The following is a 13,887-nucleotide window of genomic DNA, read 5'->3' as shown; positions in this document are numbered from 1 at the left end:
CGCTTCCTTCAGCCGCACCGCCTCTTCCACCGCGATTTCGTCGAACGGGTTCATCGACATCTTCACGTTCGCAATATCGACGCCCGTGCCATCCGACTTCACGCGAACCTTCACGTTGAAATCGACCACGCGCTTGACCGGCACCAGAATTTTCATGCACACGCTCCAAAGTTACGAATACGTCAACCCAGCGGCCATTATAACGACAGCCAAACAGCAAGCCCGAGGGGCCGCCGCGCCGGGCGCCGGATGTCGAGCGGGCTTCCGCTCGATGGTGCGTCTAAATAACGAACGATCGTTTTATTTTAATGAGGCTGGGCCGACTCGCCAAGCCGAATTCTCGATCAACGCCTCTAACCGCACCGATGTTCTCAGCGATGGCTCAAACGCCGCACGAGCCAGTCGCCCAATGACTGCACGAGCTGAACGAACACGACGAGCACCGCCACGACGGCCAGCATGACCTCGGGCAGGAACCGCTGGTAGCCATAGCGAATGCCCAGATCGCCGAGCCCGCCGCCGCCGATCGCGCCCGCCATCGCCGAGTAGCCGACCAGCGAAACGAACGTAATCGTCAGCCCGGCTACGATGCCCGGCAAAGCCTCGGGCAACAGCACCTTGAAGACGATCTGGTGCGTCGTCGCGCCGAGCGCTTCGGCCGTCTCGATCAGGCCGCGGTCGACCTCGCGCAGCGCGGTTTCGACGAGGCGCGCGATGAAGGGCGCCGCCGCAATCGTGAGCGGGACCACCGCGGCCGCCGTCCCGATCGAGGTGCCGACGACTAATCTCGTCAACGGAATGACCGCCACGAGCAGGATGATGAACGGCGTCGAGCGCACCGCATTGACCGTGAGCCCCATCGCGCGATTGGCCGCGGCGTTTTCGAGCACGCCGCCTGGCTCCGTCAGAAAGAGCACGATGCCGAGCGGCAGCCCGACCAGCGCGCCGAGCACGCCCGATATGCCGACCATCACCAGCGTCTCCCAAAACGACGCGAGAAACATCGGTAGCATTTCATCAAACATGCGCGAGCGCCTCCACCACGACTCCTTGCGCGCGCAAGTAAGCGAGCGCATCGCCGAGCTGGCCCGGTTCGCCGTCGGCCAGCACCGCCAGCGAGCCGAACGCCCGCCCCTGAATCTCGTCGATCTGACCGTGCAGAATGTTCACGTCGAGCGCATAGCGCCGGATTGCCTCGGACAGGACAGGCTTGTCGACGCTGCCTCCCGCGAACGCAAGCCGCAACAGTTGGCCGGCGCCTGTCTCGAGGTGCTTTGCGACACGCGCTTTTACCGCGGCCGGCAACTCGTGCGCGATGACGTCGCCGAGCAGCGCACGCGTGACGTCGTGCCGCGGCTGCAGGAAGACATCGACGACCGCCCCCGCTTCGACGATGCGCCCCGCATCGAGCACCGCGACGCGATCGCACACCTCTTTGATGACTTCCATCTGATGGGTGATCAACACGACCGTCAAACCGAGCTCGCGGTTGATGCGTTTGAGCAACTGAAGGATCGAGCGCGTGGTCTCGGGATCGAGCGCCGAGGTAGCCTCGTCGGAAAGCAGCACCTTTGGCTTGCTCGCGAGGGCGCGCGCAATGCCGACCCGTTGCTTTTGTCCGCCGCTGATCTGCGCCGGATAACGCTGCCGTTGCGCGGAGAGGCCGACCAGTTCGAGCAGCGGAGAGACGACGGCGTCGATGGCGTGACGCTTCATGCCCGCGAGCTCGAGCGGCAGCGCGACGTTTTCGTATACCGTGCGCGAACTGAGCAGATTGAAATGCTGGAAGATCATGCCGATCTCGCGGCGCGCCTCGCGCAGCTGCGCTGGGGGCAGTCCCGTCAATGCGCGGCCCGCCACGACGACTTCCCCCTCGCTTGGCCGTGCGAGCAAATTGATGGTGCGCACGAGGGTGCTCTTGCCGGCGCCGCTTCGGCCGATGATGCCGAAAATTTCGCCGGGCGGAATCGTCAAGTCGATCCCTTTGAGCGCCTCGACCGAGCCGCCCGGGCCGGCAAAGCGCTGTGAAACGTTGCGTAGTTCGATCATGGAAAGAAGAAGACGGCGGGGGTCGCGCGGCGTTTTGCGCAGGGCGACGAGCGCCCAGCCATGGTTGGCGGGACATCCGGACCCGCTATTTTATCGCGCCGCACAAATAAGGTTTCATAATTAATTCTCAAGATCTAATAACTCAAAGGAATTAGAGCTGTCGGTCTCCTTTCGGGGGCCCGTCCTCGGCGCGCGAGGATTAACATGGCGCTCGCATTCCGTCAGCGGGCAAACCCATCATGGCCACTTTCGACGCACCGTCCGATCTCGCGCCCGACGCCGCCGGCTCAGATACGGGCCCTGCGCGTTCGACGGTACGCACCGCCGACGGGATCGAGCTTGCGCTATACCGTTGGTGCCCAGGGGAGGCTCGTTTCCCGCCCAAGGCAACGGTGGCACTCGCGCACGGGCTGGCCGAGCATGCGGGGCGCTACGCGCCGCTTGCCGCACGGCTTGGCGAAGCAGGGATCGAGCTCGTTGCCGTCGATTTGCGCGGACATGGCCATTCGCCCGGTCCGCGCGTATGGACCGGATCCATCGACGAATATTTGCGCGACTTCGAAGCGTTGCTCGAGGCGGCGGCCCGCCCGCCCATTCCGTTCTTTCTGATGGGACACAGTATGGGTGGGACGATTGCGGCGCTTTACGCAGCCGAGCGACTCACGCATGGCGCGGCACACGGGCAACGGCCCGCCGGACTGATTCTGTCGAGCCCCGCACTCGCTGCCGGCCGCGACGTGCCGCGCTGGATGATCGCGGCGAGCCAACTCGTGAGCCGCGTCTGGCCGCGTTTCCCGGCCATGAAAATCGATCCCGCGCTACTCGCGCGCGATTCGGCCGTCGTCGAGGCGAATCGCAACGATCCCCTCGTGCACCACGGTCCGATACCCGCGCGTACCGGCGCCGAACTCCTCGTTGCCATGAAGCGTATCGAACGCGCCCGCGCAGCGCTCGACCTTCCCGTACTCATCTTTCATGGCAGCGACGACAAGCTGACCGAACCGGAAGGAAGCCGCGAGTTCGCGCACGAGGTGGGCTCGGCCGATTGCACGCTGACCATCTTTGAAGGCAGCTATCACGAGACCATGAACGATCTCGACCGCACGCGCGTGATCGATGCGTTGATCGAGTGGATCCGGGCGCACTCAGGATAATCGCCCGGCGCATCGCGCCGACGCCCGATCGCGATACCCCGTTCGCTTACGCGCTCCAGTTCGGCTTGCGCTTTTCCACGAACGCCTGCATTCCCTCGAGCGTCGCATCTTCCATCGCGTTACAGGCCATGGTCTGCCCCGCGAGCTGATATGCGGCTTCGATGCCGGTTTCGAGCTGCCGGTAAAAAAGCGCTTTACCCGCGCTCACCGCGGCTGCGGGCTTGGCGCAAATCCCGGACGCGAGCGAAATCACTTCGGCGTCGAGCGCATCGAGCGGCACCATCCGGTTGATGAGCCCCTCGTCGCGCGCCTTGGCCGCATCGATGAATTCGCCCGTCATCAGCATCTCGAATGCGGCTTTGCGCGAGAGATTGCGCGACAACGGTACGGCCGGTGTCGCGCAAAAGAGGCCCACGTTGATGCCGGAAACGGCAAAGCGCGCCGTGTCGGCCGCCACCGCGAGATCGCACATTGCAACGAGCTGACAGCCCGCGGCCGTCGCCATTCCTTGAACGCGTGCGATGACGGGTTGCGGCATCCGCTGAATCGTCATCATCAACGCCGAGCAACGGCCGAAGAGCGCCTGATAGTGGGCCAGCGACGGCGCCGCGCGCATTTCCTTCAGATCGTGGCCCGCGCAAAACGCGCGGCCCGCGGCTGCAAGGACGACGACTCGTGCATCGCTTTTCGCGATCGTGCCCAAGGCGGCATGCAGCTCGGCAATCAGTTGCTCCGAGAGCGCGTTGAACGCATCGGGACGGTTCAGCGTCAAGCGGACGACGCCCGGAAGTCCATACGCCCCATGCTCGATGAGCAGCACGCCCGTCGGTTCCGTGCCGGCCGAACTCTCGGCCGGATGTGTCGACGATGAATCGGAGTTCATGACCGTCACCTCCATGGTTCCATCATGCGGACAGCCGGCGATGCCGGGCCGCCCGCGCACCGCCGTTCGATGCGTCAAATACCGGCCAGCGCGCGCACGTGGGCGGCCACGCTGCGACCGAGCGCCGACAGGTTGTAGCCGCCTTCGAGGCAGCTCACGATGCGCCCGCGCGCATAGCGCGCCGCAATGCCGCGGATCCGATCGGTTATCCAGACGTAGTCGTCCTCGACGAGCCCCATGTTGCCGAGATCATCCTCGCGATGTGCGTCGAAACCGGCGGAGATGAAGATCATCTCGGGCTCGAAGGCCGTGAGGCGCGGCACCCAGGCAAGCTCGATGGCTTCTCGTACCGCCTCGCCCTTCGTGCGGGCCGGCATCGGCAGATTGACCATGTTCGCGGCAACGGTGTCCGCACCGCTGTACGGGTAGAACGGATGCTGAAAAAAACTGCACATGAGCACGCGCTCGTCGCCCGCGAATGCCGCTTCGGTGCCATTGCCGTGATGCACGTCGAAGTCGACGATGGCCACGCGCTCGAGCCCGTGCGCCTCGAGTGCGTGGCGCGCCGCGATCGCGACATTGTTGAAAAAGCAAAAACCCATCGCACGCCCCGGCTCGGCGTGATGGCCCGGTGGCCTGACCCCGCAAAACGCGTTCTCGTAGCGGCCTTCGATGACGGCGTCGGTCGCTGCCACCGCTGCTCCCGCGGCGCGCAGCGCCGCCTCCCAGGTATGGGCGTTCATCGCGGTATCGGGATCGATCCAGGCGTAGCCTTCGGCCGGCGACCGGTTCTCGATGTATTCGATATGCGAGCGCGTATGCACGCGCGCAATCTGCTCGAAATCGGCGCGCGGCGCCGTCTCGCGCTGGACATGCGGGGCGATACGGCTTGCGATCAGTTGGTCTTCGATCGCATGCAGGCGTTCAGGACATTCGGGATGCCCGGGCCCCATCTCATGAAGCAGACATTCGGGATGTGAATAGAAAGCGGTTGCCATGATGTATCCGCCTGCCGCGCAAGCATGTCTCCAAGCAGCTACGTTACCACAGGCCGATGTGCGCCAACGCCGAGACCCGGAGCGCTCCTCCCGCGCACGACGCGGACCCGCTACGGGCCCGCTACGGTTTCGCGCGAGCCGCCCGTTCGCTATACTGCGCCGAGCCCCGAAACGTTCACGCACCGCCCGCCGTTCCCATCCCATCCAATATGACCGTCATCCTCGCCTCGCGCACAGCCCAGCGTTTTGCCGCCCTCGCCGCCACCATCGCTTTCGCTGCCGCCCATGGCAACGCGGCGCTCGCGCAGACGCGCCCCGCCCACCGTTCGGTCAGGGTCGCACAAGCCGAGCCGCAACCCGCCTCACAGAGCCAGACATTCGAAGAAGAGATCGTTCCGCAGCGGTATGCGCACAATGCGGATGTGGACGCGTTCATCGACGACATGGTCGCGCGCTACGATTTCGACGCCGCGGCGCTGCACGCGCTTTTTGCGAGCGCGGCCTACTCGGCCACCGTCGTGAAACTCGTCACGCCGTCGCCCACGCCCGCGCTCAAGAATTGGCATGCGTACGAATCGCGCTTTCTCGATCCAGTCCGCATCAACGCAGGCGTCAAGTTCTGGCACGACAATCAGGCAACGCTGCAGCGCGCTTACGAGCAGTATGGCGTGCCGCCCGAGATCGTCGTCGGCATCATTGGCGTGGAGACGATCTATGGGAAGTACATGGGCAACTTCCGCGTGATCGACGCGCTGACCACGCTCGCATTCGACTACCCGAACACGCCGAACCGCGCCGAACGCGAAATGACGTTTCGCAAGAACCTCGAAGACTATCTGGTCTGGACGCGCAACGCGCAGCTCGATCCGAGCAGTGTGCGAGGCTCGTACACAGGCGCCATCGGCATTCCGCAGTTCCTGCCGAGCAGCATCGTCAAATACGCAGTCGACTACGAAGGCAACAATCGCATCGATTTGCGCTCGAGCACGGCCGATGCGATCGGCAGCGTCGCCAACTATCTGAGCGAAAACGGCTGGAATACCGGGCGCCCCGTCGTATGGCAAATCGCGCACGATGCCGGCAGCATCGGGATCGCGCAGGCAGCCGCCGATGGCAAGCCCGAGCCGCACTGGCCACTCGCCCAGATGCTGCGCGCCGGAATGTCGCTCGACGAACCGGGCCTCGATACGAACGTCGAGGCAGCCACGCCGGTGCTGGTCATCGATCTGCCGACCCCGGGCCAACCCACCGAATACATGCTCGGCCTGCAGAACTTCTATGTGCTCACGCGCTACAACCGCAGCTTCTTTTATGCGCTGGCCGTTTATGAACTCGGGCAGCGCGTGAAAGCGCGCATGCAGGCCGACGCCGCGGCCGCGGCCTCCAGTTGAGCGGCCGGCTGGCGCTGACCGGAACCGAAGCTCGGTGGAAGGCCGGCGTCAGGCCGGAAAAACGCCGGTGGACAGATAACGGTCGCCGCGGTCGCAAACGATGAACACGATCGTTGCATTCTCGACTTGTCGCGCAACGCGCAATGCCACCTCGCACGCACCGCCGGACGAAATGCCGCCGAAGATACCTTCGACGGCAGCCAGTCGGCGCGCCATGGCTTCGGCTGCCGCCTGCGAAACGTTCTCGGTGCGATCGATCCGGCTACGATCGAAAATCTTCGGCAAATAAGCCTCGGGCCATTTGCGGATGCCCGGAATGCGCGAGCCTTCCTCGGGCTGCGCGCCGATGACCTCGATGGCGTCGTTTTGCTCCTTCAGGTAGCGCGAGACGCCCATGATCGTACCGGTCGTTCCCATGGACGAAACGAAGTGCGTGATGCGCCCTTCCGTTTCGCGCCAAAGCTCGGGGCCCGTGCTCTCATAATGCGCGAGCGGGTTGTCGGGGTTCGCGAACTGATCGAGGATGACGCCCTTGCCCTCGCGCTGCATCTGCTCCGCCAGGTCCCGCGCGTACTCCATTCCGCCCTTGACCGGCGTGAGCACGATCTCGGCACCGTACGCCGCCATGCTCTGGCGCCGCTCGGCAGACAGATCCTCGGGCATGACGAGCACCATCTTATAGCCGCGGATCGCGGCGGCCATGGCCAGCGCGATGCCGGTATTGCCGCTGGTCGACTCGATGAGCGTGTCCCCGGGTCTGATGCGCCCACGCGCCTCCGCGTGCTTGATCATCGATACCGCCGGACGGTCCTTTACCGAGCCCGCGGGATTGTTGCCTTCGAGCTTGGCGAGCACGACATTGTTGCGGCTGCGGATTTCGTCGTCCGGCACGCGCACGAGTTGCACGAGCGGCGTGTTGCCGACCGTATCTTCAATAGTCTTGTAAGGCATGTGTTAGACGCGCAAAGCGCAATGACGTAATGAGCAATCGAGAATTCGAGGTATTGGGATGGATTGTAAAGCAGCGCGCCACGGCGTGCCGGAGCGGCTCGGTCGGCAGTAAGGTCGCGGGCCCGATGCCACGCGCCCCAGCCGGGAACGCAAAAAACCCGCGGCAAGCCGCGGGAAGCCGTCGAACCGCATGACGGTGAAGGAGAGCTGCGAGAAGACGCATCGACAAGCGCACGCGTGCGGTGCGCAGGTCGAAGCGTCAACGATGAGTCATCGATGCGTTACGGCCACCGCGGCGCGACGCGCCGACGCACTCGTTGCACGGCTCGGAACACCGCCGGAGAGAGGGATGGACGGCGGGGGCGACGATGGGACGGATAGCGGCCGCCCCACTGAAAGTCCTTCGGCTTGCAGCCGCTCGAGCGTTCGGCCGCCGAATCCCTTGACGCGAGCGGCCAGATCCGACGCGTCTTCGAACGGCCCATTGCGTGCGCGTTCGTCCAGAATGGCACGCGCCTTCGCGGGACCAATGCCTTTGACGCTGCGCAGGGCCGCTTCGTCAGCGGCGTTGACGTCGACGGCCGCGCTGAGCTGGCCGCATGCAGCGGCCAGAAGGCATGCGGCAAGGAATCGTTGATACATGGGACCTCCGTTGATCGAGCGGCCGGCATGAGAGGAAGCCGACCCGAAGACCCCAGTCTAGGGAGATGCGCCCTCGTCTTACAGCTGGCCGGATAGCCAACGCACGTATCTGTCGACGCCTTCTTGCACCGTCAGAAAGGGCGCGTCGTAGCCGGCCGCGCGCAAGCGCGTCGGGTCCGCCTGCGTGAAGCACTGATATTTGCCGCGCAGGGCGTCGGGAAACGGTACGTATTCGATGAGCCCGCTCTGGACCATTTCGGCGAGCGAAAGCGGCGCCTGACCATCGAGGGCGCGCAGCGTGTTGACGACGCTCGACGCGATGTCGTTGAACGGTTGCGCGCGGCCCGTGCCGAGATTGAAGATGCCCGATTTTTCCGGATGGTCGAAGAAAAAGAGGTTGACCTTCGCGACGTCCTCCACGGAGACGAAATCGCGTGTCTGCTCCCCGGCGGCGTAGCCGTTGTACTCGCCGAACAGCTTCACCTTGCCCTCGGCGCGGAACTGATTGAAGTTGTGAAACGCCACTGACGCCATGCGTCCCTTGTGAGATTCGCGCGGACCGTAGACATTGAAGTAGCGAAAGCCCGCAATCTGGCTCGTTGCGGCCGGCAGCACGCGGCGGACCAACTGATCGAACAGGAACTTCGAGTAGCCGTAGACGTTGAGCGGGGCTTCGACGGCACGGTCTTCGACAAAGCGTGTCGAGCCGCCGTAGATGGCCGCCGACGACGCGTACAGAAACTGCGCGCTTTGCGCGAGACAAGCGTCGAGCACCGCCCGGCTGTATCGAAAGTTGTTGTCCATCATGTAGCGGCCGTCGGTTTCCATCGTATCGGAGCAGGCTCCTTCGTGGAAAACGGCACGCACCTTGCCGAAATCGCCGCGCGTGAAGCGTTCGACGAATTCGGTCTTGTCGAGATAGTCGTCGATCTCGCAATCGACGAGATTCTTGAACTTGTCGGCGCGCTTCAGATTGTCGACTGCAACGATGCGCGTCTCGCCGCGCGCGTTGAGCGCCTTGACGAGGTTACTGCCGATGAAGCCGGCGGCGCCGGTGACGATGAGAGTCATGATCGGTTTCGCAATGAAAGGGATGTGTCGGAAAGCGGCCCGCCTCAGTGTGCGGGCGCAAAAAGTTCGTCATAGTCCACGGTCGCCGTACCGAGCTTGCCAACGACGATACCCGCCGCGCGATTGGCCAGCGCGACCGCATCGACGAGCGGCACACGCGCGCCGAGCATTGCGGCAAGCGTCGCGATGACGGTGTCGCCCGCACCCGACACATCGTAGACCTCGCGTGCGACAGCCGGTGCATTGAGCTCGCCATTCGCCGTAAAGAGCGTCATGCCCTCTTCCGAACGCGTCAGCAACAGCGCCTCGAGCTCGAGCGATGTGCGCAGCTCCGTGACGCGCGCAACGAGGTCCTCCTCCGATTTCCATCGGCCGACCACCTCGCGCAGCTCGGCCCGGTTCGGCGTGATGACCGTGGCACCGCGGTAGCGCTCCCAGTCGTCCCCCTTCGGATCGACGAGCACGGCTTTGCCGGCCGCTCGCGCCTTGGCGATCATTTGCGTCACATGCGTGAGCCCGCCCTTCGCGTAGTCCGAAAGGAGCACGACATCGTGCGACGCGAGCAACGTATCGAAGCGCGCGAGCCCGGCGAGCAGCGCCTCGTGCGCCGGCATCTTCTCGAAGTCCATGCGCAGCAGTTGCTGCTGGCGCGAGAGTACACGCAGCTTGATCGTCGTCGGGAGTTCCGGGTCGCGTTCGAGATGCGGTACGACGCCGCTGTCGTTCAACAACTCGACGATGCGCTCGCCGGGCTCGTCGTGGCCGACCACGCAGAGCAGGCCAGTGCACGCCCCGAGCGCCGCGGCGTTGCGCGCAACGTTGGCGGCGCCGCCAAGCCGGTCCTCCTGGCGCTGGACATGCACGACCGGCACAGGGGCCTCGGGCGAGATGCGGTTGACGTCGCCGAACCAGTAGCGATCGAGCATGACATCGCCGACTACGAGTACGCGTGCGCTCGCGAGCCGCTCGCGCGCAATGACAGGCAAGGGCGGCAACGCTTGCGTGGGTGCGGCGACGGGACGAGCCCCGCTCTCGCTCATCTCAGGCGTGCGGATCGGTTGCGGACTGGAGTGGGACATAGGGACGCCCGATTGCGTAGTAATCGATGCCGAGCTCGGCCATCGCTTGCGGTTCATAAAGGTTGCGCCCATCGAAGATCACGGGCGACTTCAGCACCGACTTCATGTGCATGAAATCGGGACTCTTGAATTCCTTCCATTCGGTCAGCACGATGAGCGCATCGGCCCCGGACAACGTTTCCTCCTGCGAAGCCTCGAACGCCAGCCGGGCATGCTCGTCGCCGCGATTGGCGAGATCGAGCGCGAATACGCGGCGCGCCTCGTCGAGTGCGACCGGATCATAGGCCTGCACGCACGCACCGCGCGCCAGCAAAGCCGCAATGACGCGCCGGCTCGGCGCTTCGCGCATGTCGTCGGTGTTCGGCTTGAACGAAAGCCCCCAGACCGCGAAGGTGCGTCCCGTGAGATCGGCGCCCAGCACTTGCTCGATCTTGCGCACGAGCACTTCCTTCTGATCGTGATTGACCGCCTCGACGGCTTCGAGGATGCGCAGTTGCTGACCGCTGTCATTGGCCGTGCGCACGAGCGCCTGAACATCCTTCGGAAAACACGAGCCGCCGTAACCGACGCCCGCGTAGAGGAAGTGATAGCCGATGCGCGGATCGGAGCCGATCCCGCGGCGCACCGCTTCGATATCCGCGCCGACACGATCGGCCAGATTGGACATTTCGTTCATGAATGAGATGCGCGTCGCGAGCATGGCGTTGGCCGCGTACTTCGTGAACTCGGCCGAACGGACGTCCATATAGAGCGTGCGCTCGTGATTCCGGTTGAACGGCGCATAGAGGCGCTTCATCTTTTCGCGCGCCAGACGCCCGGCTTCGTCGTCGTCGCTGCCGAGCACGATGCGATCGGGCCGCATGAAATCGTCGACGGCGGCGCCCTCTTTCAAAAACTCCGGGTTCGATACGACCGAAAAACTGCGGGCCGCGCGATCTGCGAGACCGCGCGCCGCCAACTCAGCTTCCACGACAGCGCGCACGCGTTCCGCGGTGCCCACGGGCACCGTCGATTTGTCGACGATGACCTTGAAGCCGTTCATGTAGCGGCCAATGTTGCGTGCCGCCTCGAGGACGTACTGCAGATCGGCCGAGCCGTCCTCGTCCGGAGGGGTGCCGACCGCGATGAACTGGATCTCGCCGTGCTCCACACTGGCTTTGACATCGGTCGAAAACGTGATGCGCCCGTGTGCACGCGTGCGCGCGATGATTTCCTTCAGCCCCGGCTCGTGGATCGGCACGCCGCCGTTATTGAGGATGTCGATCTTGCGCGGGTCGACATCGAGACAAAAAACGTCGTTGCCGATTTCCGCCAGGCAAGCCCCGGTGACGAGGCCGACATACCCGGTGCCGATGATGGTGATCTTCATACCTGTTCCGCTGGTTGATGCCGGCGCTCGAACGCGCGCCGGCGCGGGCGCACGCGCCCGAATTGCATGAGGCTCTTTCGACTGCAGACGCTGCCGCGCCTCGCTAAAGCGTCGTGGCCTGCTTCGCTGCCCGCATCACTGCGGTGTGGCGATCGGCTCGACGCGGCGCGGCGCATAAGTTTCCCAGCCGCTGCACCCCGGACACTGCCAGTAAAAAAGGCGCGCGCGGAAGCCGCAATTTTGGCATGTATATCGCGGCAGATTCTTGGTGCGTTGCTTGACGAGCGTCCGGATCAACGCGAGCTCGCTGCGCCGCGGCTCCTCGGCCGTCGTCATCTGCGCTTCGATCAGGCGCATCATGCCCGCTAGATTGGGCGCTGCCTGCATTTGCGCGCGCGCGAGCGTATGCGCGGCCTCGGGCCCGCGCAGCTCGGCCACGTACGGGTAGACGACATCGAGCAGATCGCTCGAGCCGAAGCGCTCCACGTATTCCGTCAGCAACGCCGCGCCTTGTTCGGCACGCGAGAGCGCCTGGTAGGCCTTCATCAGCTTTTCGGCAACGAGCGGCAAATAGACCGGATTCTGCTCTTCGACGCGGCGCCAGGCTTCGATGGCCGCTTCATGCTGTCCCGCCGCGCATGCCACATCGCCCGCCAGGATCGTCGCGCGCACGTTTTGGGGGTTGGCCTTGAGCGCGAGCGCCAGTTCGTCGGCTGCCGCGCGCGGCTCGTTGCGCGCAAGGGCTTCTTGCGCAAGCTCGCAGTGGAACTGCGCGATCTCCTTGCCGAGCGGGCTCGCGCCCATCGATTCCAGCTTCTCCGCGATCTTGATCGCCTTCGTCCATTCCTTTTCGATCTCGTAGATCGTCAGCAGCGCACGCTGCGCGCCGAGCGCGTGCTCGCCGCTTTCCAGATGGGCGAGCGTCTCTTCGGCGCGGTCGAGCAGACCCGCTTTGAGAAAATCCTGGCCGAGTTCGAAAAGCGCGTGGTCTCGCTCGTTCGCGGGCAAATCGACGCGGCTCAGCAAGTTCTGATGGATACGGATCGCACGATCGGTCTCACCGCGGCGGCGAAACAGATTGCCGAGCGCGAAATGCAGCTCGATCGTTTCGGGATCGAGCTTGACCACCTCGATGAACGCATCGATGGCCTGATCGGGCTGCTCGTTGAGCAGGAAATTGAGACCGCGAAAATACGACCGCGGCAGATTGGCACTCTCCGAGAGGAGTGTCTTCAAGTCGTAGCGCGCCGCCACCCAGCCGAGCGCGAACGCCACGGGGATGGTCAGCAGCCACCAGAAATCGAGATCCATGCGAGGGCGGGCGATGCGAAGAAAGTGCGTGTTAGGGCAATCGGCTCGATGCGGCCATCAGACGACCGGCGGCAACGGCGGCTCGCTCGCCACCGGCGGCGCTTCGCGCGCAACGCGCAAGTCGCGCTTGAGGCGGCCGTTTTCCAGTTTCAGACGGACCAGGCCGGGAAATGCCGATACGAGCCCCGCCAGCAGCCCGACGCCAAAAAAGGCCAAGCCGATCAAGATCAAAGGTGCTTGCCACGCGTAGCCGGCCAGGAAATTCAGCGTAGCGTTTTGCGTATTGGCGAGCGCGAGTACGAGCAACAGCACGAAGACGAACGCGCGAACCAGCCAGACGATCAATTTCATAAAGGCTCTCTCGAGGGAACACCACGTGCCTGACACGCGCACGATAACGGCGGTGGCGCGTTGTCGGGCGGAGAAACGCCCCGTATTGTAAAGGAAAGCTTCGGCCAGCCGTCGCGGCGGGTTATCGGAAAAGGATCGCGCTCCGCCATGGCATACGAGCCTCGCACCACGACCGGCGCTCGTGGGACGAGCCCAGGCGCGAAAGGCCGCATCGCTAGCAAACGCCAGCCTCAAAAGAAAAAGCGCCCGAAGGCGCTTTTCATCTTTCCTTGGCCGTGCTTGTCGCACCTGTCAAAGCGTATCGTCGGCGTCGTCGGCCTCGACCGCTTTCAGCGGCTCGCCCGCACGACGGTCCACCCGTTCACGCAGTTCCTTGCCGGGCTTGAAATGCGGCACGTGCTTTTCGGGCACGAGCACCTTCTCCCCCGATTTCGGATTGCGTCCCACGCGAGACGGGCGCCGATTCAGGCCAAAGCTGCCGAAGCCCCGAATTTCGATGCGATGGCCCTTGGCCAACGCCTCCGACATCGCATCGAGCATCGTCTTCACCGCGAAATCCGCATCCTTGAGAACAAGTTGCGGAAATCGCGCTGCCAACTGGGCGACCAATTCCGATTTGGTCATGCTGCGGCAAACCT

General features: G+C 64.2%; 14 protein-coding genes and 1 pseudogene. 2 read left to right on the top strand and 13 right to left on the bottom strand.

Features of this window, described 5'->3' with window-relative positions; all coding sequences use genetic code 11:
* From VGL01_RS14805 to VGL01_RS14795, 3 genes and pseudogenes are all read right to left on the bottom strand, one after another.
* Positions 1 to 156, bottom strand: a pseudogene (locus VGL01_RS14805) (electron transfer flavoprotein subunit beta/FixA family protein); the annotation flags it as partial.
* A 215-nt stretch (positions 157 to 371) separates the two neighbouring features.
* Entirely contained in the window at positions 372 to 1,025 is a 654-nt protein-coding gene (locus tag VGL01_RS14800) for a methionine ABC transporter permease (protein WP_331570555.1), read from the bottom strand.
* Positions 1,018 to 2,049 carry a methionine ABC transporter ATP-binding protein gene (locus VGL01_RS14795; RefSeq protein WP_331570553.1) on the bottom strand — a complete coding sequence of 344 codons (1,032 nt, stop codon included), beginning with the start codon at positions 2,047 to 2,049 and terminating at the stop codon, positions 1,018 to 1,020. Before VGL01_RS14795 ends, VGL01_RS14800 begins: the two co-directional genes overlap by 8 nt.
* Before the next feature lie 239 nt (positions 2,050 to 2,288).
* Here VGL01_RS14795 and VGL01_RS14790 point away from each other — a divergent pair, with 239 nt between their 5' ends.
* Positions 2,289 to 3,203 carry a lysophospholipase gene (locus VGL01_RS14790; protein WP_331570551.1) on the top strand — a complete coding sequence of 305 codons (915 nt, stop codon included), beginning with the start codon at positions 2,289 to 2,291 and terminating at the stop codon, positions 3,201 to 3,203.
* Between the two features lie 46 nt (positions 3,204 to 3,249).
* Here VGL01_RS14790 and VGL01_RS14785 read toward each other — a convergent pair whose 3' ends face one another.
* Positions 3,250 to 4,086, bottom strand: coding sequence for an enoyl-CoA hydratase (locus VGL01_RS14785; protein ID WP_331570550.1), 837 nt, complete (start codon positions 4,084 to 4,086; stop codon positions 3,250 to 3,252).
* Between the two features lie 74 nt (positions 4,087 to 4,160).
* A complete protein-coding gene (locus VGL01_RS14780; RefSeq protein WP_331570548.1) occupies positions 4,161 to 5,084 on the bottom strand; it encodes a histone deacetylase family protein in 924 nt (307 codons plus the stop codon).
* 209 nt (positions 5,085 to 5,293) lie between these two features.
* Here VGL01_RS14780 and mltB point away from each other — a divergent pair, with 209 nt between their 5' ends.
* Positions 5,294 to 6,475, top strand: a complete 1,182-nt coding sequence (mltB, locus tag VGL01_RS14775; RefSeq protein ID WP_331570546.1) for a lytic murein transglycosylase B — start codon at positions 5,294 to 5,296, stop codon at positions 6,473 to 6,475.
* A 48-nt stretch (positions 6,476 to 6,523) separates the two neighbouring features.
* Here the strand turns inward: mltB and cysM are convergent, their stop codons facing one another.
* The 8 genes from cysM to VGL01_RS14735 all read right to left on the bottom strand — a co-directional run bounded on the left by cysM (position 6,524) and on the right by VGL01_RS14735 (position 13,873).
* Positions 6,524 to 7,426 carry a cysteine synthase CysM gene (gene cysM, locus VGL01_RS14770; protein ID WP_331570544.1) on the bottom strand — a complete coding sequence of 301 codons (903 nt, stop codon included), beginning with the start codon at positions 7,424 to 7,426 and terminating at the stop codon, positions 6,524 to 6,526.
* 270 nt (positions 7,427 to 7,696) lie between these two features.
* Positions 7,697 to 8,068: a ComEA family DNA-binding protein gene (locus VGL01_RS14765; RefSeq protein ID WP_331570542.1), complete on the bottom strand. Its 372-nt coding sequence runs from the start codon at positions 8,066 to 8,068 to the stop codon at positions 7,697 to 7,699.
* 78 nt (positions 8,069 to 8,146) lie between these two features.
* Entirely contained in the window at positions 8,147 to 9,139 is a 993-nt protein-coding gene (gene rfaD, locus VGL01_RS14760; RefSeq protein WP_331570540.1) for an ADP-glyceromanno-heptose 6-epimerase, read from the bottom strand.
* A gap of 44 nt (positions 9,140 to 9,183) precedes the next feature.
* Complete coding sequence (gene rfaE1 / locus VGL01_RS14755) at positions 9,184 to 10,179, bottom strand: D-glycero-beta-D-manno-heptose-7-phosphate kinase (RefSeq protein ID WP_331570559.1); 996 nt, start codon at positions 10,177 to 10,179, stop codon at positions 9,184 to 9,186.
* A gap of 1 nt (position 10,180) precedes the next feature.
* Complete coding sequence (locus VGL01_RS14750; RefSeq protein WP_331570538.1) at positions 10,181 to 11,587, bottom strand: UDP-glucose/GDP-mannose dehydrogenase family protein; 1,407 nt, start codon at positions 11,585 to 11,587, stop codon at positions 10,181 to 10,183.
* A gap of 135 nt (positions 11,588 to 11,722) precedes the next feature.
* Positions 11,723 to 12,898, bottom strand: a complete 1,176-nt coding sequence (gene lapB, locus VGL01_RS14745; RefSeq protein ID WP_331570536.1) for a lipopolysaccharide assembly protein LapB — start codon at positions 12,896 to 12,898, stop codon at positions 11,723 to 11,725.
* Positions 12,899 to 12,955: 57 nt separating this feature from the next.
* Entirely contained in the window at positions 12,956 to 13,249 is a 294-nt protein-coding gene (locus tag VGL01_RS14740) for a LapA family protein (RefSeq protein ID WP_331570534.1), read from the bottom strand.
* Positions 13,250 to 13,540: 291 nt separating this feature from the next.
* The gene (locus tag VGL01_RS14735) at positions 13,541 to 13,873 is read right to left on the bottom strand and encodes an integration host factor subunit beta (protein WP_173258764.1); all 333 of its coding nucleotides are present in this window, start codon (positions 13,871 to 13,873) and stop codon (positions 13,541 to 13,543) included.
* Positions 13,874 to 13,887 lie beyond the last annotated feature (14 nt).

This window comes from Trinickia sp., from assembly GCF_036503415.1.
Classification (GTDB): domain Bacteria; phylum Pseudomonadota; class Gammaproteobacteria; order Burkholderiales; family Burkholderiaceae; genus Trinickia.
The sequence above is the reverse complement of the archived record's forward strand: the minus strand, read 5'-3'. Positions and strand labels throughout refer to the sequence as shown.